Origin of the sequence: Enterobacter oligotrophicus, from assembly GCF_009176645.1 — a bacterium.
In the GTDB taxonomy this organism is placed as follows: domain Bacteria; phylum Pseudomonadota; class Gammaproteobacteria; order Enterobacterales; family Enterobacteriaceae; genus Enterobacter; species Enterobacter oligotrophicus.
Map to the genome: position 1 here is coordinate 664396 of NZ_AP019007.1, position 20684 is coordinate 685079.

Here is a 20684-nt window from a genome sequence, read left to right on the forward strand (position 1 = left end):
CAGGGTTTCAATGCAGACTTAAAAGCCGAGGCTGTCCAGCAGGTCGTCCACCTGGTCCTGGCTTGCCACGACGCCTGCTTTGGTCGCGTCGAGCTGTGGGCCATTGAGCAGGCTTTCGTTCTCGCGTTTTGGACGGGCAGCCGGTTCCGGGATGTTCTCCAGCAGCACCATCAGCAGCTGACGTTCAATTTCCTGAATCACGTCCATCATGCGCTTGATCACCTGACCGGTCAGGTCCTGGAAATCCTGCGCCATCATGATGTCCAGCAGCTGAGCGTTGGTGAAACTGGTGTGACCCGGCACATCCCCCAGGAACTGGCGGGTATCGGTCACCAGCTCGCGGGCATCTGCCAGCTCGATGGGGTTTTCAAACCACTCGTCCCAGCGTTTAGTCAGCGCCTTCGCCCCCTTCTCCATCGCATCCTGGTGTGGCTGTGATGCTTCAACGCTGTTCAGCGCACGTTCCGCCGCCTGCGCGGTCATCTGGACAACGTAGTCAAGACGGTCACGGGCATCGGGAATGGCTTCTGCCGCTTCGGCAATAGCCTGATCCAGCCCCAGTTCACGCAGGCTGTCGCGCAGCATGCGCGTCAGGCTACCAATGCGGGCAATAATATCGCTGGGCGAATGTTCTTCAACGGGTTTCATAGCAGGTTGCATCATAACCAACACCTCACATGCCGAGTTTCTCGAAGATCTTGCCGAGCTTCTCTTCCAGGGTCGCTGCGGTGAATGGCTTCACCACATAGCCGCTTGCGCCCGCCTGTGCAGCGGCGATGATGTTCTCTTTCTTCGCTTCCGCAGTCACCATCAGTACCGGCAGAGAGGCCATACCGGCATCTGCACGAATGGTTTTCAGCAGTTCCAGACCATCCATGTTTGGCATGTTCCAGTCGGAGATAACAAAACCAAATCCGCCAGCCTGCAGTTTATTCAGCGCATCCACGCCGTCTTCTGCTTCTTCAACATTGTTGAAGCCCAGCTCTTTCAGCAGGTTGCGCACGATGCGACGCATGGTGGAAAAGTCATCCACAACCAAAAACTTAAGCTCTTTATCCGCCATAAAATAATACTCCTGAGTCAAATACGTATTGCCTGTCCGGCACTGATTTTCGCCAGCATCTGCTGGCTTACCTGGCTAAGATCGACCACTTCGCTCACGCCACCCATATTGATGGCCTCGCGCGGCATGCCGAACACCACACAACTTGCTTCATTCTGCGCAATCGTCCAGGCTCCGGCCTGGTGCATTGCAAGCATTCCGGCGGCACCATCGTTGCCCATCCCCGTCAGGATCACCCCAACGGCGTTGCGCCCCGCATGTTTCGCCACCGAATGAAACAGCACATCCACCGACGGGCGGTGCCGGTTGACCGGCGGCCCGTCATGAATTTTGATCTGATAGTTCGCACCGCTTCGCGCCAGCTCCATATGCTTGTCACCCGGCGCAATATAGGCGTGCCCCGGCAGTACGCGCTCACCGTCTTCCGCCTCTTTCACGCTGATCTGACACAGTTTGTTCAGACGCTCCGCGAACGAGCGGGTAAAGCCTGGCGGCATATGCTGAGTGATAAGAATACCGGGACTTGAAAGCGGCAATGGCTGGAGTACATGACGAATTGCCTCTGTTCCCCCGGTTGACGCGCCAATCACCAGCAATTTTTCCGAGCTGAGTAAGGGCCCGGCTTTCAGGGTTGCCGGGGTAGCCAACGGTTTGTGGGCGGCCAGCTTCGCGCGCGACGCAGTGCGGATCTTCTCCGCTATCATCTCGCTGTAGGCCAGCATCCCTTCGCGAATGCCAAGCTGTGGCTTGGTGACAAAGTCCACCGCCCCCAGCTCCAGCGCGCGCAGGGTAATTTCAGAGCCTTTCCCCGTCAGCGAGGAGACCATCACCACCGGCATCGGACGCAGGCGCATTAATTTTTCCAGAAAATCGATGCCATCCATGCGCGGCATTTCGACATCCAGCGTCAGCACGTCGGGGTTAAATTTTTTAATTAAATCCCGCGCAACTAAAGGATCAGGGGCTGTCGCCACCATCTCCATATCGCTGTGGCTATTGATAATTTCAGTCATGATCTGGCGCATCAGCGCCGAATCATCGACAGACAATACCCTGATTTTACTCATGCTTTTTCCTTACTCAGCGCATAAACCGTTTGCCCACGCAGGCTAAACTCACGCACGAGGTTGCTAAAGTTTTCCGAGTGCCCGGCAAACAGTAAACCGTCAGGCTTGAGCAACGGAACAAAGCGACGCAGAATGTCCTGTTGCGTCGCTTTATCAAAATAAATCATTACGTTACGGCAAAAGATGGCGTCGAAAGGCCCCGGCACGTTGTACTGCTTGTCAAGCAGATTGATGGGGGCGAACTCGACGCAGTTCGCCAGTTCCTGACGCACGCGCACCAGCCCTTCATGCGGGCCTGTGCCACGCATGAAGTAACGCTGCAGTTGCTGAGGTGACAGCGTTTTCAGTTCATCCTGGCGATAAACGCCGTTACGGGCTTTCTCCAGTACCTCAGTGTCGATATCGCTGGCGAACACTTTCCAGCGCCCCGGAGCCATTCCCAGGGTATCGGCAAGGGTGATCGCCAGAGAGTACGGCTCTTCCCCGGTCGATGCCGCTGCACTCCAGACGCGATACTCCCCGCTACGACGACGCGCGTGTTCCGCCAGCACCGGAAAGTGGTGAGCCTCGCGGAAAAACGCGGTCAGGTTAGTGGTGAGAGAGTTGATAAATGCCTGCCATTCGGCGCTGTTCTGGTTCGCTTCGAGCATGCTCAGATAGCGGCCAAAATCATCCAGCCCAAGCGTGCGCAAGCGCCGCACCAGTCGGTTGTAAACCATGTCTCGCTTATGATCGGCAAGCACGATCCCCGCACGCTGGTAGATTAACTGACATATCCGACGAAAATGCGCGTCGGACAGCGCGAGGCGCTGTGTCATCTGCAACAATAATGACGTTTGCCCTGAGGGCATGGGTGATGTCATAGCGCCTTCTTAATCACATTCAGGATACAACTGGCACGGCCTGCGACCGCCCGACTTCTGTTACTGCTTCTACGTGCTCTTTCACATTAAATACCGCCACCAGCCCGGTCAGATGGTCCGCCTGGTTTGCCAGCTGCTCAGTGGCCGCCGCCGCCTCCTCAACCAGCGAGGCGTTCTGCTGCGTCACCTGATCCATCTGGCTGACCGCCTGCGCCACCTGCTCAATCCCGCGGCGCTGCTCATCAGACGCAGAGGCAATCTCACCCATGATGTCGTTAACCCGCGTGATGGAGGTGACGATCTCGGTCATGGTTTTCGCCGCCGTATCCACAAGCGTTGAGCCCTGCTGAACGCGGGAGACCGACTCTTCAATCAGCCCCTTAATCTCTTTCGCTGCGTTGGCGCTGCGGCTCGCCAGGTTACGAACTTCGCCAGCCACTACCGCAAATCCGCGTCCCTGCTCACCGGCGCGCGCAGCCTCAACCGCCGCGTTGAGTGCCAGAATGTTGGTCTGGAAGGCAATACCGTCAATCACGCTAATGATGTCGCCAATTTTCTGCGAGCTGGCGGCAATGTCCTGCATGGTGGTCGCGACGTGGGAGGCCTGATCGCCCCCCTTCTTCGCCGTCAACGCCGCCTGTTTTGACAGGTCAGACGCCTGACGCGCGTTGTCGGCGTTCTGACTCACCGTTGCGGTCAACTGCTCCATACTCGCGGCCGTCTGTGCCAGCGAGGCCGCCTGTTGTTCGGTTCGGGAAGAGAGATCGTTATTCCCGGCCGCAATTTCTGAGATCCCGGTGTGCATGGCATAACTGCCCTGGCGCACATCGGTCACCGTTTCCCTGAGCGATCCCTGCATTGCCTTAAGGCTGGCAAAAATTGCGGAGATTTCGTTTTTACCGTACACCGCCACCGGGCGCGCCAGATCCCCTTTAGCGATGCTGTCGAAGTGGCTACTGATAATGGCCAGCGGCTGTACGATCATCTTGCGTGACCAGAACAGCGCCCCGCCGGTTAACAGCGCCGCCAGGATCACCATCACGGCAAAAATCACGCCCGACATGTGGTAGCTTTTGCGGCTGCCTTCTCCGGCACGCTCGACAAACTGGTTAATTTCCTGCTGCCATGCGTTAAAACTGCCGTCAAACGCATCCTGAGACGCCTGCACCGGCGCGGTCATAAAGTCAGAGAGCTGGTTGTTCTCAAGCCAGGTCGCCTGATGCTCCAGATCGCTGTGCCACTGTGCAAAGTTCTTCTTCATGGCAACCTTCAGCGCTTTTCCTTTCTCGTTCACCGCGTCCTGCGACATGAAGGTTTTAAACTGCGCATCGGCCTGCCTGAGGCTGTCGCGCGCCGTTACCATCAACGCCTTGATATCGTCCGGCGGATAGCTCAACGCAGTTAACGTCCCTGCTTTATTCAGCGCAGTGCTTGCCTGCAACAGCACGGCACGCGTTTGTGCCAGTGCGGAACGCTGCTGATTACTCGTCTCGACTTCCTGTAAATTCTGATAGCCATCGCGAAACGCCCAAAAAGACAACCCGTTACTGCCAACCTGCAACACACCACACAGGATCAGAATCAAAAACAGTGTGGTCGAGATACGAATACGATTTAACATCCACGCTCCCATCAAGCGGCAAGCAGCCGCGGTTTAAATGTCAGTCAAAATGTTTCCCAGTTATCATCTTGTCCGGCCACGACTGCGCGGGTGCGTGTTGCCACCGGCGCGGACGGTGTCTCGTTATATGAACGCGAGCTGACCGGTTTTGTTGTTTTGGAAGTAAGACGGAACGCCGAGACGGCCATTTTCAGGCGGCTCGCCTGGTCTTCCAGCGCAGCGGCCGCCGTGGCGGACTCCTGCACCAGCGCGGCGTTTTGCTGTGTCACACGGTCCATTTCCGATACCGCCAGAGCAACCTGGTCAATACCCCGACTCTGCTCATCCGATGCAGAGGCGATTTCACCCATGATGTCCGTTACGCGAGTCACGGCATTCACGATGTCATTCATGGTTTCACCCGCACTTTCCACCAGCACCGAGCCGGTATCCACGCGTGAAACGGAGTCTTCAATCAACGCTTTGATCTCTTTCGCTGCATTGGCACTGCGGCTGGCAAGGTTGCGTACTTCACCGGCCACCACTGCGAAACCACGTCCCTGCTCACCGGCACGCGCCGCTTCTACCGCCGCGTTCAGTGCCAGGATATTGGTCTGGAAGGCGATGCCGTCGATCACGCTGATGATGTCAGCGATTTTTTTCGAGCTGTCGGCAATTTCGTGCATGGTTTTCACCACGCCATCGACCACACGTCCCCCGCGCTGCGCCGTTTCGGAGGCGCTTTCAGCCAGTTGCGAAGCCTGGCGAGCGTTATCGGCGTTCTGCTTCACGGTGGCGGTGAGTTCTTCCATGCTGGCCGCCGTCTCTTCCAGCGCGGAAGCCTGCTGCTCGGTGCGCGAGGAGAGATCGTTATTACCCATGGCAATCTCACTGGTGCCGGTATAGATAGCATCCGACCCTTCACGCACATTGGCGACGGTATCAATTAACGAGCGCTGCATATGATCCACGCTGTTTGCCAGCTCCGTGATCTCATTACGCCCGGTAACCGTCAGGGTTTTGGTCAGGTCGCCGCTGGCAATATCGCGGATATGGGCAATCACACGGCCAAGCGGGTTAAGCAGAATATGGCGAATGCCATACCAGACGGCCACCAGCACGATAACCAGCGCCAGCGCGAGAACCGCCACCTGCCATTTGGCGAAGCGATAGTCATTCTGGCTTTCGGCAAACGCCGAGTGATAAAGCTCGCTACTGGCTTTGGCGTAGTCACCCAGCGCCGCGCCGAGGGCGTTTTGCATCCCCTGGGTTGGCTGCGCAAAATAGGCGTCCATATTGCCGCTTTCCAGGAACTGCACCAGCTCCGTCAGGCCCGCAAAATAGGCGTTATATTTTTCATCAATGTTGGCGCTCACCTGCGCCATCGCAGGCTGCGGGGTGATCTTTTTAAAGGCGTCGTAATGTTTTGCGGCATCAGCAAGGGTGGTACGGGCATTTTTCAACAGATCCGTTTTCGCACTGCTCTGCTGATTGTTCGGGTCCATCATCATGCGAGCGGACGAGCGGCTCAGGTTGATACGCGTTTGCAGCATCAGATCCCACGTCGACGTCAGTTCACTTTGCTGTAAACGGAGATCGTTCGACGCGGCGAAACTGTCCTGATTTTGTTTTAAAGACGAGAAAAAAAGCCCGCCGGAGATGAGCTGAAGTAGTGCGAAAATGACCAGCACCATCATGAGCATTGTGACAACGCGGATACGGTTCAACATACAACACCTTCTCATAGATTTATTAACGGTGTTATCGGCACCCGCCACAGGAACTTTACATTTGCGAAAGGGAAAAGGAGAAGGAGGATCGAGAATGTCGTTTATGGCTACCGCTTCAACCAGGCACTCACAACAAAATCAATAAAAATTAAAAAAGAGTTGTATCCCTTCTCGCTTTACTTCAATTTATGTGCCGAATGAATTCCCACGCTGCGATAAAAAATCCATATACATCAGCGTGGAATATATCCTAAGCGCATAGAGGGTCTTTTTTCGTGGCAAGTGCAAACAAACTCACACTCTTCATCGTGATATTCATGCTGGCGGGTATTCTTTCGGGGGCCGCAATTCATGAGTACGCCTCACCGGATGCCATCAACGCCTGGTCTGATAACATCACGCTCCTCACCGACATCTTCCTGCGGTTGATCAAAATGGTCATTGCGCCACTGGTCTTCAGCACCCTGACGGTCGGAATTATGAAACTGGGCGAAACGTCCACCATTGGCCGCGTAGGGGGCAAAGCAATGGTGTGGTTTATCAGCTCATCCGTGCTTTCCATCCTGGTAGGGCTGTTTATCGTCACGCTGGAACATCCGGGCAGCGGGCTGAATCTGGCGATTCCTGCTGAATCGGTGGACACCGGCCTGGCCGTCGGCGGAATGACGCTGAAGGGCTTCCTGACTCATACCATTCCAACCAGCATCGCCGGGGCGATGGCAAATAACGAGATCCTGCAAATTGTGGTGTTCTCAATGTTCTTCGGTATTGGCGGTGCGTCGCTAGGGCAGAAATTCAACGCCCCGCTGGTGGCCGCGCTGGATGTGGTCTCTCACATCATGCTGAAGGTGACCGGTTACGTGATGTATGTTGCGCCGCTGGCTATTTTCGCGGCTATCTCGTCGGTTGTCGCAACCCAGGGGCTGGGCATTCTCCTGAATTACGCCTCTTTCATTGGCGGCTATTATGTCGCGATTGTACTGACCTGCATGGTGCTTATGGCGGTCGGTTACATGATGCTGAAAAAAGAGGTGTTCCGCCTGGTCAGCATGCTGAAAGATCCGGTGCTGGTTGCCTTTACAACCAGCAGTTCTGAAGCGGCTTATCCAAAAACGCTGGAGCAACTGGTGCGCTTTGGCTGCTCACGCAACATCGTGTCGTTCGTGTTGCCGATTGGCTATTCCTTTAACCTGGTCGGCTCCATGGTGTATTGCTCTTTCGCCTCGATGTTTATCGCCCAGGCATACAACATTCATTTGAGCTTTTCGGAAGTGACGGTACTGATGCTAACCCTGATGCTGGCCTCGAAAGGGATTGCCGGTGTGCCACGTTCTGCACTGGTGGTACTGGCAGCAACCATTCCGGGTTTTAATATTCCTGTTGCGGGGATTCTGCTGCTGATGGGGATCGATCACTTCCTGGATATGGGCCGTTCAGCAATTAACGTGCTGGGTAACGGGATTGCAACGGCAATGCTGGCGCAAAACGAAGGGTTGCTTGAAGAAGAAGCTGAACTGGTGGAGCAGGAAGCGTAAGGTGAAAAAAAGGGTGAGGCCTGATGCCCTCACCCCAGCCCTCTCCCTAAGGGAGAGGGGGCAAACACAAAAAACGGCAACCTGGTTGCCGTTTTGCATTTACCTACGCTACATGGCTCGCCGCAATATCCAGCAGCGCCATCTCTTCGCTGTTCAGCAGCTTCTCAATGTTCACCAGAATCAGCATACGCTCGCCGAGTGCACCCAGGCCGGTCAGGTATTCGGTCGACAGCGTGACCGCAAATTCCGGTGCCGGACGGATTTGATCGGACGTTAACGACAGCACATCGGATACGCCGTCAACGACGATGCCGACCACACGCTGCCCCAGGTTGAGCACAATCACCACGGTGTTGTCGTTGTACTCCACATCGCCCTGGCTGAATTTCACGCGCAGGTCAACGATGGGCACAATAACGCCGCGCAGGTTGGTCACACCTTTGATAAAGGCGGGAGTGTTAGCAATGCGCGTAACCTGATCATAACCACGAATTTCCTGCACTTTCAGGATGTCGATACCGTACTCTTCGTCACCCAAAGTGAAAACCAGGAATTCCTGTCCTGATGGCTCGCCCGCCAGTTTCGTTACATTACTCATACCGGTCATGTTATTACCTTCTACTTAATCAGGCGGCTGTGTACGCCACACGTTGTTCACGATTTAACCCCTGAAGCGCCGAAACATCGACGATCAGCGCGACGCTACCATCACCGAGGATGGTGGCGGCAGAAATACCTGGCACTTTGCGGTAGTTACTTTCGAGGTTCTTCACCACCACCTGGTGCTGACCAATCAGTTGATCCACCAGCAGCGCATAGCGGCGTCCGGCGCTTTGCAGGATCACAACGATGCCCTGCGTGGCTTCGGTTTTCGCGCCGTCCACCTCGAACACTTTCCACAGCTCCACCAGCGGCAGGTACTCCCCGCGCACTTCAAGCACGCGCTCGCCGCCCGCCAGCGGATGCAGATCTTCTTCGCGCGGCTGGAGTGATTCCATCACCGCGTTCAGCGGTAGAATGAAGACTTCGTCCGCCACTTTGACGGACATACCGTCGAGGATTGCCAGCGTCAGCGGCAGCAGGATGCGAATGGTCGTGCCGGAGCCTTGCTTAGACTGGATCTCAACGTGGCCGCCCATCTCCTGGATGTTACGTTTCACCACGTCCATCCCTACGCCACGCCCGGAAACGTCCGTCACCTGCTCGGCGGTGGAGAAACCCGGCGCGAAGATCAGCATGCCCACTTCTTCGTCAGTCATGTTTTCATTGACCGCCATCCCCTGCGAAATGGCTTTCGCCAGAATGCGCTCGCGGTTCAGGCCAGCCCCGTCATCGGTCACTTCGATGCAGATGTTGCCGCCCTGGTGTTCCGCGGAGAGGATCAGGTTGCCGACCGGTGATTTCCCGGCAGCAATACGGTTTTCCGGCAGTTCGATCCCGTGGTCAAGGCTGTTACGCACCAGGTGCGTTAACGGATCGATGATGCGTTCGATCAGGCTCTTGTCCAGCTCGGTAGAGCTGCCCATCAGCGTCAGTTCAATCTGTTTATTCAGCTTACCGGCCAGGTCACGCACCAGACGCGGGAAGCGGCTAAAGACATATTCCATCGGCATCATACGGATGGACATCACCGATTCCTGCAGATCGCGGGCGTTACGTTGTAACTGACCCATGCTGGTGATGAGATCGCCGTGGGTGACCGGGTCCAGTTCGTTAGAACGTTGCGCCAGCATCGACTGGGTGATCACCAGTTCGCCCACCAGGTTAATCAGCTGGTCAACCTTCTCAACCGCCACGCGAATGCTGGTGGATTCACTGGAGCGCGCCGCCGGCTTTTCGCCGCGACCAGGCGCGGCCGCCTCTTTCGGTACGGCCTTCAGCACAGGTGCCGCCGGCACGACGGCGGGCGCAGCCGCTTCAGGGGCTTCGGCCTCCACCACCGCAGGCGCATCAACGGCCGCGGTTTCCGTCTCGAAAGCAATCTGATCCGCTTCGATAACAAAGCACAGCACCGCGATGATGTCGTCCTGGCTGATCCCGTCATCAAGCGTCGCAGCCAGGCTATCTTTGCCTTTCACCACGTTGCTTAACGTCGCCAGGTTGCCCAGCTCTTCTTCCAGCAGGTCAACTTCGTTCTCTTTCAGGCGAGACAGCACCACGCGCAATTTGCCCGAGGGTGCAGCCGCTGGCGCAGCGTCTTGTGCGGCAACCGCATCGACCACGCTCAGTTTTGCCGCAGGGACAACAGCCGCGGCGACTTCACCTTTTGCTTCCAGCGCTAACTGACGCAGCGCATTGCAGATGTATTCAAAGCTGGCGGCATCAGGCTCTGCCGAGCTTTTATAGGCGTCGAGCTGTTCCTGCATAATATCTTTGGTTTCCAAAAACAGGTTGATAATATCGGTATTGAGCTGCATCTCACCGCGTCGTGCTTCATCAAGCAGGTTCTCCATCAGGTGCGTGGTTTCCTGCAAAATGGTAAAGCCAAAGGTTCCGGCTCCGCCTTTAATGGAGTGCGCCGCACGGAAGATGGCATTGAGTTGCTCTGAATCGGGTGCTTCGGGCACCAGATCCAGCAGGTGTTGCTCCATATCGGCCAACAATTCGTCGGCTTCATCAAAGAATGTCTGGTAAAAATCGCTAATATCCATGCTCACGCTATCACCTCGGATTGGCTGGTGGCGATGTTGGAACGGCAGCCGAAGGAACGGCCCCAGGCTGTTTTAAATCGTCCAGTGACTCATTCTGACTTTCGGCGTTTTCATGCAGGATGGCCTGCTCCGCCTGCTGGTTCAGCACTAAAAGACTGATACGACGGTTGATGGCGTCATCCGGCCCGCGGTCGGTGACACGCATGGTTGCTGCCATGCCGACCACGCGCAGTACCTTGCCATCATCAAGCCCACCCGCCACCAGCTCGCGACGCGAGGCGTTGGCACGATCGGCAGAAAGTTCCCAGTTGCTGTATCCCTTCTCACCCGTGGCATACGGGAAATCATCCGTGTGTCCTGACAGGCTGATTCGGTTAGGAATGCCGTTCAGCACCGGGGCAATCGCGCGCAAAATATCGCGCATATAGGGTTCAACTTCCGCACTCCCGGTTTTAAACATGGGGCGGTTCTGGCTGTCGATAATCTGAATACGCAGACCTTCCTGCACGAGGTCAATCTTCAGATGCGGGCGCAGCGCGCGCAGTTTCGGGTCCGCTTCGATCAGTTGATCCAGGTCACCACGCAGTTTTTTCAGGCGCGCCTGTTCCATCCGTTTTTTCAGCTCGTCGATGTTAGGCTCTTTTTTCACCTCACCCTTCTGCTGGGTGTAATCATCGCCACCGCCAGGAATGGGACTCTCGCTGTTTGAAATGCGTTGTCCCCCTGTCACCGCTGTGGCCAGCGGCGTTCTGAAATATTCCGCAATCTGGATAAGCTCTTTCGGGCTGGAGATGGAGATCAGCCACATCACCAGAAAGAACGCCATCATGGCGGTCATAAAATCGGCATACGCGATCTTCCAGGAGCCATGCGCACCGTGCCCATGCCCCTTGTGCTTGCGTTTTTTTACGATGACGATCGGATGGGACTGGTTTTTCATGCGTCCTCAGTGGTCGTCTGTTGGTTTGGGTTTTTCACCGCACGCACGTGCTCTTCCAGTTCGATAAACGATGGACGTTCACTGGAGTAGAGCGTTTTACGGCCAAATTCGACGGCGATCGGTGGCGCATAACCGTTGAGATTAGAGAGCAGCGTGATCTTCACGCACTGCATCATTTTGGTGGTTTCCGCGCTCTTCTGGCGCAGGACGCTTGCCAGCGGTGAGATAAAACCGTAGGCCAGCAAAATACCGAGGAAGGTACCGACCATCGCGTGGGCAATCAGCGCGCCCAGTTCTGCCGCCGGACGATCCGCTGACGCCAGGGCATGAACCACACCCATAACCGCCGCAACGATACCGAACGCCGGAAGCGAGTCACCGACCAGTGCCAGGCTGTTGGCCGGCACTTCGGATTCGCTTTCGTGGGTCTCAATTTCTTCGTCCATCAACGCTTCGATTTCGAAGGTATTCATGTTGCCGCTGATAATGAGGCGCAGGTAATCGACAATGAAATCCAGCATCATCGCGTCCGCAAGAATGCGCGGATAGCTGGCGAAGATTTCGCTCTCTTTTGGGTTTTCGATGTCACGCTCCAGCGAGAACATCCCCTGCTGACGGGATTTCGCCATCAGACGATAGAGCAGCGCCAGCAGATCCATGTACATACTTTTGGTGTATTTTGAGCGACGGAACAGCAACGGAATGGCTTTTAGCGTCCCCTTGATCGATTTACCGTTGTTGCCAACGATAAAAGCCCCTATCCCTGCGCCGCCGATGATAATAAGTTCAGCCGGTTGATAGAGTGCTCCAAGGTGCCCGCCGGTCATCATGTAACCGCCGAAAACTGTACCGAGAACTACCAGGTAACCTAATAAGATAAGCACGACATCATCCTTCCGCTAGTGACTATGGCAGGACGTTCATCTCGAACGGGTTACCGGAATGGAGGGTAAAAAAAAGCAGCGGTAATCTCTTACCGCTGCTGGAATCTTGCCCACACGTTCGGGTTAAACAGCTTGTTCGATCTGTTCATCCAGCAGTTGTGGAATAATATCGGCAGCCTGTCGGGAAAGTTTACGTCTTTTTACTGCACGGGATGGTGGCTGACATAAACTACAGGCGAAGCTGCCAGCAGGCTGGTGCGCATGGGTAATAAAATTACCGTTACAGCAATTGCAGTGTGACAATTCAAGCATTCCGCTTTCAACAAAACGCACCAGCGTCCATGCGCGGGTCAGCGCCAGCAGGGGGCCTCCTTCCTGCTGTGGGCATTGCTCAAGGTAAAGTTTATACGCTTTGATCACGGCATCGACACCGCTACACAAACCGGTTTTCAGCAGATACTGCCAGGCGTTACAGAACATCGAGGCATGAATATTCTGTTCCCAGGTCATAAACCAGTCCGTTGAAAACGGCAGCATCCCCTTCGGTGGAGGGCTGCCACGTAACTCTTTATACAGTTTAATCAGGCGACCACGGCTCAGCTGAGTCTCGCTTTCCAGCATTTGTAAACGAGCACCCAGCGTAATCAATTCCATTGCCAGCTGTATGTCACGGGCTTCCTGAACAATGCTTTTCTCGCTCATTTTTACGCCCTTTTCTTACGGGCTGCGTCATCAGTCTGGCTGATTTCGTTGAGCAGGCGAGTTGAGAGCAGGATACCGGTATGGATCTGTTGCAGATCGTCAACACGGGATTCCTGAGTAAGACGCGTAATCGTCTGCGGATTATCAAAACGGAACTGACAAACCAGTTGGTTCGTTTCAGCCAGCTTTACCATTTGTGGAAGGGTTAATCCACCCAGCATGGTTGCCATCTCTTCGTTAATACCCAGACGAAACATCGCGGACGCTTTGTCCTGACTAATCAAACGCTGCGCGAGCAGTAAATATGACAAATTGATGTCATAGATATGTTTTAGCAACTCGGATGTATGCATTTTTCCCATCCCGAATAACCAACTATTATTTTTATGCGGAAAGACCGCACCCCGTGATGTCGCCGGGAAATCACCCGGTATAAAAAGAAAAGGCCAAATGCATAGTTGAATTAAGGTTGTATGCTGTAAAACGCGCAGCAACTCAGCACGCGGATGCGTTGCTTACACCTTTTATCATTTCTTACAAATAACTAAGATTTTTCCTAATTCGACGCAAACTCTACTCGTCAGTTTTGACACATACAATGCAGCCTCCCCTGAAATTTAAAAAAAATGTGATCCACATCACATAATTTAAGCGAATATATCCCATAAATCCATCAGCACGACTTGTAAGTTGGCTAATTTATGCTCAATCGACACGCTTTTGTATTCCAGCAGGACGAATACTGATGCAGAAGGCTGAGTTAAATGGGTACAGGAATTGCTTACCACCCTAACGATGACGCGGCCAGACGCCGGAGAGGCTGCGCTGTCAGAAACGAAGTTTCATTAATCATGAAAAACAGGAAGTTATCCTTAAAAAAGCCGCAGGAAGTTTCACACTGAAATCATCCCGCCCGTGTTAATAACGCGTTAAAACGATTTAGCCAGGCAGAATGTTAAATGTGTGATTTAGGTTAAGATGTTAATTTTTCTCATTCACGAGCACGTTTGCAGTATTCTTCTTATAAGAATAATTAATGAATAATTATGATAAGGTTCACACTATTGTCGTATTCCCCACTTGCAGAAGTGGCAAATTCGCGGTAAAGCTGAGAAAACATTGTCTTTCAGACATCAAAGGAGTGCGTGATGAGTTACAGCCATCTTCTTGTTTCTGTAGCAGTTTCACCGGAAAGCCATCAACTCGTCGCCCGTGCTGTTTCCATTGCCAGACCCACCAATGCCCGTATCAGCCTGATCACGCTGGCCGCCGAGCCTGAGATGTACAATCAACTGGCTGCGCCCATGCTTGAAGATATTCGTGATGTCCTGCAGGAAGAAACACAGCAATTTCTGCGGGAGCTGGTAGAAAAGGCGCAATATCCTGTTCATGAAACCGTTATTGCGACGGGGGAATTAAATCAACATATTCTGGATATATGTCGTAAACAGAATATTGATTTGGTTATTTGCGGTAATCATAACCAGAGCTTTTTTTCGCGTGCAGCCTGTTCGGCTAAATCAATTGTTGCGTCAAGCCAGGTGGATGTACTGTTAGTGCCTCTCGGGGGCCGGTAATGCCCCCGAGGAATATCATGCCAGTTTAGGGAATGTCGCGATCTTCTTTTGCAGATGGCCTTCGCTGTTTTGCGGCGTAATCTCGCGTAAATCACTCATAAAGCGCGCCTGCCAGTGATTAATATCGTTCGTGCGAATGGTTTCCATCATCTCCGCATGTCGTGAGATACGTTCGGTAAGGGGCATTTTCAGCGCACGATCGAGCGCATTCGCGACATCATCGCGGTCATAAGGATTGACAAGCAGTGCGGACGTGAGTTCATTCGCTGCACCGGCAAACTGTGACAGGACCAGCACGCCAGGGTCGGCAGGATCTTGTGCTGCAACATACTCCTTCGCCACCAGATTCATCCCGTCGCGCAGCGGCGTTACCAGCCCGACATCCGCATAGCGGAAGACCTTCATCAGGATCTTGCGGTCAAAGTGTTGATTCAGATAGAAAAGCGGCGTCCAGCCCAGTTGCCCGTATCGGCCATTAATTCGGCCCGCTTCCGTCTCCAGTTGATGACGAATATCCTGATAGGCCTGCACTTCACCCCGTGATGTGGGCGCGATTTGCGTGTAGCGGATCTTTCCGTGGTGCTCAGGGTATTTATCCAGCAGCGTCTCATAAGCCAGAAAACGCTCCGGCAAGCCTTTTGAGTAATCCAGACGTTCTACCGAAAAGATGTTCTTCACATGCTTCAGCTCGTTTTTAAGCTGTGCCAGCTTCGGCGGTAGCGGGCCTGACGCCTGTTCGGCAATCTCGTCCGGTTCGATGCCGATAGGATAAACCTCGGTGTGGAACGTCTTCCCCCATGCCGTATGCGATTTCCCGCTGTGCGTCGTCAGACGCGTTTTACCGGACACGCTGTCAAGGAAGGCCAGACGGTCATTTTCCGTCTGGAAGCCCAGCAGATCATAATCTGCCAGCGCCTCAAGCAGCTCTTCATGCGGCGGCAGCGCGGTGAATATCTCCGGTGTCGGGAAAGGAATATGGAGGAAGAAGCCGATCCGGTTATTCACGCCCCGTTTTCTCAGCTCTCTGGCGAAGGGAAGAAGATGATAATCGTGTATCCATAGAATATCGTCCTCCTGGATTAATGGCAGCAGTTTATCCGCCAGCAGCGCATTGACGCGCATATACCCTTCGAATGACTCCCGCTGGAACTTCACCAGGTCGAGGCGGTAGTGAAACGCAGGCCACAATACGGCGTTGGAGAACTCGGAGTAATACTCTTCATAATCTTTTTCACTGAGAGCAAACGAGGCCCAGGTGATATTGCCCTGCGTGACTTTTTCCAGCGGTTTCTCGTCATTACTGATTTCACCGCTCCAGCCAAACCACAGGCCACCGGCGGCTTTTAAGGCACCTAACACCCCTACCGCCAGGCCACCCGCACTGGCTTTTTTATCATCCGGCGGTGCAATGCGATTAGAGACGACGACTAAGCGACCCATAATGATTTCTCCCGTTGTTTTGCGCTATTTGTTGTTGTTGCTGGTTAGCGACGTCAGATATCCATTGCCAGACGCTGGCGACGCTTTCCAGCCGCCATTCGGCAATTGTTTCTCCAGGGCCGACTTTGACAGACATCCCGCCGGCCTTGTTTACCACGGTAAACCCGGCCTCATCGGTCAGGTCATCCCCAAAAAATACTGGCGTCCTGCCCCTGAAGGGCGGCTCAGCCATAAACGCCGCGATTGCAGCGCCTTTGTTGATCCCTTGCGGTTTTATCTCAACGACACATTTTCCCGGCTGCAGAGCGAGCTGCGGATGCGCCTCGGCCACGCTTCTGGCAATGGCAAAGATTGCCGCTTCATGATGTGGGGCCTGGCGGTAGTGCAAGGCAAAAGCCATACCTTTGGGTTCCAGCTCAGTACCCGGCAGCTTTTCAAGCGCCTGAGCGAGATGCATATGCAGCATCTGGATTAAGGTATCGGGGAGTGAAACCACATGCAGTTGATCATGGATATCGCGGCGCTCCGCTCCGTGCACACCAGCCAGCGGAAAGTGGTATGGACTGGCGAGCACATCCAGCTCGGCCATAGAGCGCCCTGAAATCAATGCCAGTGCTCCCTCGTTCATTCGGGAGAGCTGCTGCAAATTCTCTAATACCGTATCCGGTACGACGACCTCATCAGGATGCGGTTTTATCCCGGCGAGAGTCCCGTCGAGGTCAAAAAAGAAAGCAAATTTTCCGGGCAGTACAGGCGGTGCGGTTAACAAGTCAGCCACCCTTTTCCTCCTTACAGTGAGTAAACAACCATGTAAGTATAGACAGTGTGACGGTGCTCGCCATTTGACAACCGACCCGCCTGTGAAACTGGCGGGCCGGTCAGGAGGTCAACTATGGTTAATAGTTGAGCAGAATAAAGGCAGGAAGTGACTCAGACGGTACGCTTCGCTTTTTGTTTGTAACGGTCGAAAATCACGGCTGCCAGCAGGATCAGGCCGCGAACCACGTACTGCGAGAACGGTGAAATATTCAACAGGTTCATGGCGTTCTCCACCGTCCCCAGAATCAGGATACCGGCCACCACATATGAGATTTTTCCGATGCCGCCTTTCAGGGAAACACCACCCAATACGCACGCTGAAATGACGATCAGCTCGTAACCGATAGAGGTCATTGGCTGGCCGCTGGTCATACGCGAAGCCAGAATGATCCCCGCCGCTGCAGAGACCAGCCCGGAGAGCACGAAGATGATGATCTTGGTGCGTACAACCGGCACACCGGCCAGACGCGCAGCCTCTTCATTACCGCCAATCGCCAGGGTATTACGACCAAAGGTGGTACGGTTGAGCAGGAAGCCGAACAGGATCAGGCATGCCACCGTCAGCCAGATGGGGGCGGGCAAGCCGAGCCAGTTCGCATAGCCCAGGGTGAAGAAACGTTCGTCTTCAATCCCGACCGCTTTACCATCGGAAATGATGTAAGCCAGACCACGCACGATTTGCATCGTCGCAAGCGTCGTGATCAGAGCGTTAATTTTCAGGCGGGCAATGACAAACCCGTTCACCAGCCCGCTGAGAACGCCCAGCAACAGACCAGCGAAAACGCCAATCCACAGGCTTTCGGTCAGGTTGATGACCACCGCCGTTGTCACGCCCGCACAGGCAATCACCGAGGCGACAGAGAGGTCGAAATCGCCGGAGGCCAGACAGAACAGCATCCCGCAGGCCACCATGCCGGACATAGAGATCGCCAGCCCCAGCCCTTTCATATTGATAAAGGTGGCGAAGTTAGGCACAAAAATCGCGCAGGCGATGAACAGCGCGGCAAAAACGACCAGCATGCCGTACTGGTCCCAGATGCGGCCAAAACTGAAAGCTGACTTCGGCGCTCCGGATGTAGTAACAGAGGACATCATTGACTCCTTACTCAGGCGACAGCCTGGCTAACTTTAGGCATGGCGAGACTCAACGCCTGTTGTTCATTCGCCTGTTCATGTTGCAACTCACCGGCAATTTCACCTTCACGCATCACAACGATGCGGTCAGCGACGCCAAGCACCTCAGGCAGATCGCTGGAGGCGAACAACACCGCCACGCCGCGTTTTGCCAGTTCATAAATGACGTTATAGATTTCATGCTTCGCCCCCACGTCAATACCGCGTGTCGGCTCATCCAGCAAAATGACCTTCATATCTTCCGACAACCAGCGGCCCAGAATCGCCTTCTGCTGATTACCACCGGAAAGATTCATGATCAGTTGCGCCGCCCCCGGCGTTTTTATGTTGAGCGAACGGATATGGCGATCGGCGTTGCTCGCTTCCCAGCTGTCGTTGATCAGGCAGCCCGCCCGGATGTATTTACGCCTTGCCGAGATATTGATGTTGTCGCGCACCGAGTGGACCGGAATAATCCCCTCCGCTTTGCGATCTTCCGGGCAAAGCATCATGCCCGCGTTGATAGCGTGGGCCGGCTTCTGGATATCAACCGCTTTTCCGTCGATGGAGACCTGCCCCCCGGTAATGCGCGTGCCGCCAAACAGCCCTTTCATCAATTCACTCCGCCCGGCCCCAACCAGGCCAAACAGCCCGACAATTTCACCGCTGCGCACCGAAAGCGAAACGGGTGTCCGCACCCCTGGCGCTTTCACATTGTCCAGCCGCAGACGTTCAGGGCCGTATTCACGCGGCTGCCAGTGGTAAATATCCCCCAGCTCGCGACCCACCATCGCCTGCACCAGCTGATCATGGTTAACCTGCTGCATGTCGGTAAACGTGCGCACATAGCGGCCATCTTTAAACACGGTAATGGCATCGCTTAGGGCAAAAATCTCTTCCATACGGTGAGAGACATACAAAATGACGCGTCCTTCTTTGCGCAGCTCGCGGATGACGCGGAACAGATTTTCGATTTCACGCGCAGAGAGCGAACTGGTCGGCTCGTCAAAGGCGATAATTTTGGCGTTACGTGCCAGAGCCTTGGCAATTTCTACCATCTGCCACTGACCGATAGAGAGATATTTCAGGGGCGTCTGGGGATCAACATCCAGACCAAGATGTTTTAACTGCAGCCCCGCTTCATAATTGAGTAGCGAGCGATTAACCAGGCCGCTTTTGTGCGGCAACTGGCCCAGATAGATGTTTTCCGCCACGGTCATCTCAGGGATCAAATGCAGTTCCTGATAGATAATGGCGACCCCGGCGTTTAGCGCCGCCGTGGTGTCGGCAAAGGTCATCTCTTCGCCGCGAATAGCCAGTGTTCCGGTTGTTGGCGTGTAGTTGCCGCTGAGGATTTTCAACAGCGTGGATTTCCCCGCGCCGTTCTCCCCCATCAGCGCATGAACCTGGCCAGCATAGCAGTCGAAACTGATATCGGTCAGCGCGTTAACACCGGGGAAGGTTTTCCCGATGCCGCGAAATGAGAGATACGGATCAGACTGTCGCATAACGTCTCCGTGATTCCAGTAGTGTGTACGTCTGGCCCCTCACGATGAGCGAGGGGCACAATCACTGCGTATTACTTACCGCCCAGTCCTTTTTTCGCCAGCTCCTCTTTGAAGTTATCGCGGGTGATGAGCACCACGTCGGTCACTTCGGTGAATTTCGGTGGCTCAACCCCTTTGGTCACCCAGTTGTAGAGCATCTCGCTGGATTTGTAGCCGTGTACGTCAGGGCTTGGTAACAGCGAGCCGTAGAAGCCGGTGGCTTGTGCTTTGGACAGCTCGCTGACCGCGTCCACGCCGTTGATGCCAATCCCGATGACATCAGGTGCCTTGAAGCCCTGCCCCTCTGTCGCGCGCACGCCACCCAGTACGGTGTTATCGTTCATGCCGACCACCAGCCAGTGTTTGACTTCAGGGTGCTGCACCAGCATGGAGTTCGCGGCATCGAATGCGCCGGGGATATCGTTGGATTTGGTCGGCACTTTATAGATCTGTTTTTCCGGGAAACCGGCAGCTTTCAGCGCGTCCATTGAACCGGTGGTACGGCGGCGCGCGGTATCCAGCTCATCAGCGGTGATAGCCATTACCCCGGTCTCTTTGACATCCCAGCCGCGTTTTTGCATCTCTTTATAGAGTTCCTGGCCCTGACGCTCGCCGATTTTGGTCGCCGCCATCATCACCAGCGGTACGGAGTCCATCGGTTTGCCTTTGGCGTTCACGAACTGATCGTCAACAGCGATCACCTTCATGTCGTAACCGCGCGCTTTTGCTGCAATGGCTGAACCCAGTTTTGGGTCCGGCGTACAGATCACAAACCCTTTCGCGCCGCTGGCCGCCAGGCTGTCGATGGCGTTCAGGGTTTTTTCTCCATCCGGCACGGCGATTTTAATAACGTCAAAACCTAAATCTTTCCCGGCTTTATCAGCGAATTTCCATTCGGTCTGGAACCAGGGTTCTTCGGGTTGTTTCACCAAAAAACCGAGTTTTAAATTTTCTGCGATAGCGGATTGTGACATAACGGCAGCCAAACCGATGGCCGCCAGCGCTTTAGTAAATTTGTGCATGGTAAACTCCAGCTTTAGCGTTCTTTTCTGTAGGGAATAATTGCGTGCTTCTTATTTAATCGGACTTAAAACAAGGCATTAGCGCTTACCTCGTCATAAGCGTTAGTGCTGGTGATAGTTTTAGCGGGAAA

General features: G+C 54.4%; 19 protein-coding genes. 2 read left to right on the forward strand and 17 right to left on the reverse strand.

What is annotated here, in order from left to right:
• Nucleotides 1-18: 18 nt before the first annotated feature.
• From cheZ to tar, 6 genes are read right to left on the reverse strand one after another with little or no spacing between them, the layout of a single operon-like run.
• Complete coding sequence (gene cheZ / locus EoCCA6_RS03155) at nt 19-663, reverse strand: protein phosphatase CheZ (RefSeq protein ID WP_013096065.1); 645 nt, start codon at nt 661-663, stop codon at nt 19-21.
• Between the two features lie 10 nt (nt 664-673).
• Nucleotides 674-1063 carry a chemotaxis response regulator CheY gene (gene cheY / locus EoCCA6_RS03160; RefSeq protein ID WP_000763862.1) on the reverse strand — a complete coding sequence of 130 codons (390 nt, stop codon included), beginning with the start codon at nt 1061-1063 and terminating at the stop codon, nt 674-676.
• Between the two features lie 17 nt (nt 1064-1080).
• Entirely contained in the window at nt 1081-2130 is a 1050-nt protein-coding gene (locus tag EoCCA6_RS03165; RefSeq protein WP_152081437.1) for a protein-glutamate methylesterase/protein-glutamine glutaminase, read from the reverse strand.
• Complete coding sequence (gene cheR / locus EoCCA6_RS03170; RefSeq protein ID WP_152081438.1) at nt 2127-2993, reverse strand: protein-glutamate O-methyltransferase CheR; 867 nt, start codon at nt 2991-2993, stop codon at nt 2127-2129. Before cheR ends, EoCCA6_RS03165 begins: the two co-directional genes overlap by 4 nt.
• A gap of 19 nt (nt 2994-3012) precedes the next feature.
• On the reverse strand, nt 3013-4614 hold the full coding sequence (gene tap / locus EoCCA6_RS03175) for a methyl-accepting chemotaxis protein IV (protein ID WP_152081439.1): 1602 nt from the start codon (nt 4612-4614) through the stop codon (nt 3013-3015).
• A 44-nt stretch (nt 4615-4658) separates the two neighbouring features.
• Nucleotides 4659-6323, reverse strand: coding sequence for a methyl-accepting chemotaxis protein II (tar, locus tag EoCCA6_RS03180; RefSeq protein WP_152081440.1), 1665 nt, complete (start codon nt 6321-6323; stop codon nt 4659-4661).
• 275 nt (nt 6324-6598) lie between these two features.
• Between tar and EoCCA6_RS03185 the strand changes: the two genes are divergently transcribed.
• Nucleotides 6599-7858, forward strand: coding sequence for a dicarboxylate/amino acid:cation symporter (locus tag EoCCA6_RS03185; RefSeq protein ID WP_152081441.1), 1260 nt, complete (start codon nt 6599-6601; stop codon nt 7856-7858).
• Between the two features lie 103 nt (nt 7859-7961).
• On the opposite strand, the gene cheW is transcribed toward EoCCA6_RS03185, so the two are convergent.
• The 6 genes from cheW to flhD form a co-directional block, all read right to left on the reverse strand.
• Nucleotides 7962-8465: a chemotaxis protein CheW gene (cheW, locus tag EoCCA6_RS03190; protein ID WP_152081442.1), complete on the reverse strand. Its 504-nt coding sequence runs from the start codon at nt 8463-8465 to the stop codon at nt 7962-7964.
• A gap of 19 nt (nt 8466-8484) precedes the next feature.
• Entirely contained in the window at nt 8485-10515 is a 2031-nt protein-coding gene (gene cheA / locus EoCCA6_RS03195) for a chemotaxis protein CheA (protein ID WP_152081443.1), read from the reverse strand.
• Nucleotides 10516-10519: 4 nt separating this feature from the next.
• Nucleotides 10520-11449, reverse strand: a complete 930-nt coding sequence (gene motB, locus EoCCA6_RS03200) for a flagellar motor protein MotB (RefSeq protein ID WP_152081444.1) — start codon at nt 11447-11449, stop codon at nt 10520-10522.
• Nucleotides 11446-12333: a flagellar motor stator protein MotA gene (gene motA, locus EoCCA6_RS03205; RefSeq protein WP_152081445.1), complete on the reverse strand. Its 888-nt coding sequence runs from the start codon at nt 12331-12333 to the stop codon at nt 11446-11448. The genes motB and motA overlap by 4 nt, the downstream gene beginning before the upstream one ends.
• 123 nt (nt 12334-12456) lie before the next feature.
• Nucleotides 12457-13035: a flagellar transcriptional regulator FlhC gene (gene flhC, locus EoCCA6_RS03210; protein WP_152081446.1), complete on the reverse strand. Its 579-nt coding sequence runs from the start codon at nt 13033-13035 to the stop codon at nt 12457-12459.
• 2 nt (nt 13036-13037) lie between these two features.
• Nucleotides 13038-13388 (reverse strand): flagellar transcriptional regulator FlhD, encoded by a 351-nt coding sequence (flhD, locus tag EoCCA6_RS03215; protein WP_198440046.1) that lies wholly within the window; start codon nt 13386-13388, stop codon nt 13038-13040.
• A 795-nt stretch (nt 13389-14183) separates the two neighbouring features.
• Between flhD and uspC the strand changes: the two genes are divergently transcribed.
• Entirely contained in the window at nt 14184-14612 is a 429-nt protein-coding gene (gene uspC, locus EoCCA6_RS03220) for a universal stress protein UspC (RefSeq protein WP_152081448.1), read from the forward strand.
• A gap of 15 nt (nt 14613-14627) precedes the next feature.
• Here uspC and otsA read toward each other — a convergent pair whose 3' ends face one another.
• From otsA to araF, 5 genes are all read right to left on the reverse strand, one after another.
• Nucleotides 14628-16052, reverse strand: coding sequence for an alpha,alpha-trehalose-phosphate synthase (otsA, locus tag EoCCA6_RS03225; RefSeq protein ID WP_152081449.1), 1425 nt, complete (start codon nt 16050-16052; stop codon nt 14628-14630).
• Nucleotides 16027-16830, reverse strand: coding sequence for a trehalose-phosphatase (otsB, locus tag EoCCA6_RS03230; protein WP_152081450.1), 804 nt, complete (start codon nt 16828-16830; stop codon nt 16027-16029). Before otsB ends, otsA begins: the two co-directional genes overlap by 26 nt.
• Nucleotides 16831-16982: 152 nt before the next feature.
• Complete coding sequence (araH, locus tag EoCCA6_RS03235; protein WP_152081451.1) at nt 16983-17963, reverse strand: arabinose ABC transporter permease AraH; 981 nt, start codon at nt 17961-17963, stop codon at nt 16983-16985.
• A gap of 14 nt (nt 17964-17977) precedes the next feature.
• Nucleotides 17978-19492 (reverse strand): L-arabinose ABC transporter ATP-binding protein AraG, encoded by a 1515-nt coding sequence (gene araG / locus EoCCA6_RS03240; RefSeq protein ID WP_152081452.1) that lies wholly within the window; start codon nt 19490-19492, stop codon nt 17978-17980.
• Nucleotides 19493-19563: 71 nt separating this feature from the next.
• A complete protein-coding gene (gene araF, locus EoCCA6_RS03245; protein WP_152081453.1) occupies nt 19564-20553 on the reverse strand; it encodes an arabinose ABC transporter substrate-binding protein AraF in 990 nt (329 codons plus the stop codon).
• Nucleotides 20554-20684: the final 131 nt, after the last annotated feature.

Excerpts from the sequence above, each read along its gene's own strand:
- cheZ (WP_013096065.1), bottom strand. The coding sequence starts at position 663 with ATGATGCAACCTGCTATGAAACCCGTTGAAGAACATTCGCCCAGCGAT.
- cheY (WP_000763862.1), bottom strand. The coding sequence starts at position 1,063 with ATGGCGGATAAAGAGCTTAAGTTTTTGGTTGTGGATGACTTTTCCACC.
- EoCCA6_RS03165 (WP_152081437.1), bottom strand. The coding sequence starts at position 2,130 with ATGAGTAAAATCAGGGTATTGTCTGTCGATGATTCGGCGCTGATGCGC.
- cheR (WP_152081438.1), bottom strand. The coding sequence starts at position 2,993 with ATGACATCACCCATGCCCTCAGGGCAAACGTCATTATTGTTGCAGATG.
- tap (WP_152081439.1), bottom strand. The coding sequence starts at position 4,614 with ATGTTAAATCGTATTCGTATCTCGACCACACTGTTTTTGATTCTGATC.
- tar (WP_152081440.1), bottom strand. The coding sequence starts at position 6,323 with ATGTTGAACCGTATCCGCGTTGTCACAATGCTCATGATGGTGCTGGTC.
- cheW (WP_152081442.1), bottom strand. The coding sequence starts at position 8,465 with ATGACCGGTATGAGTAATGTAACGAAACTGGCGGGCGAGCCATCAGGA.
- motB (WP_152081444.1), bottom strand. The coding sequence starts at position 11,449 with ATGAAAAACCAGTCCCATCCGATCGTCATCGTAAAAAAACGCAAGCAC.
- flhC (WP_152081446.1), bottom strand. The coding sequence starts at position 13,035 with ATGAGCGAGAAAAGCATTGTTCAGGAAGCCCGTGACATACAGCTGGCA.
- flhD (WP_198440046.1), bottom strand. The coding sequence starts at position 13,388 with ATGCATACATCCGAGTTGCTAAAACATATCTATGACATCAATTTGTCA.
- uspC (WP_152081448.1), top strand. The coding sequence starts at position 14,184 with ATGAGTTACAGCCATCTTCTTGTTTCTGTAGCAGTTTCACCGGAAAGC.
- otsA (WP_152081449.1), bottom strand. The coding sequence starts at position 16,052 with ATGGGTCGCTTAGTCGTCGTCTCTAATCGCATTGCACCGCCGGATGAT.
- araH (WP_152081451.1), bottom strand. The coding sequence starts at position 17,963 with ATGTCCTCTGTTACTACATCCGGAGCGCCGAAGTCAGCTTTCAGTTTT.
- araG (WP_152081452.1), bottom strand. The coding sequence starts at position 19,492 with ATGCGACAGTCTGATCCGTATCTCTCATTTCGCGGCATCGGGAAAACC.
- araF (WP_152081453.1), bottom strand. The coding sequence starts at position 20,553 with ATGCACAAATTTACTAAAGCGCTGGCGGCCATCGGTTTGGCTGCCGTT.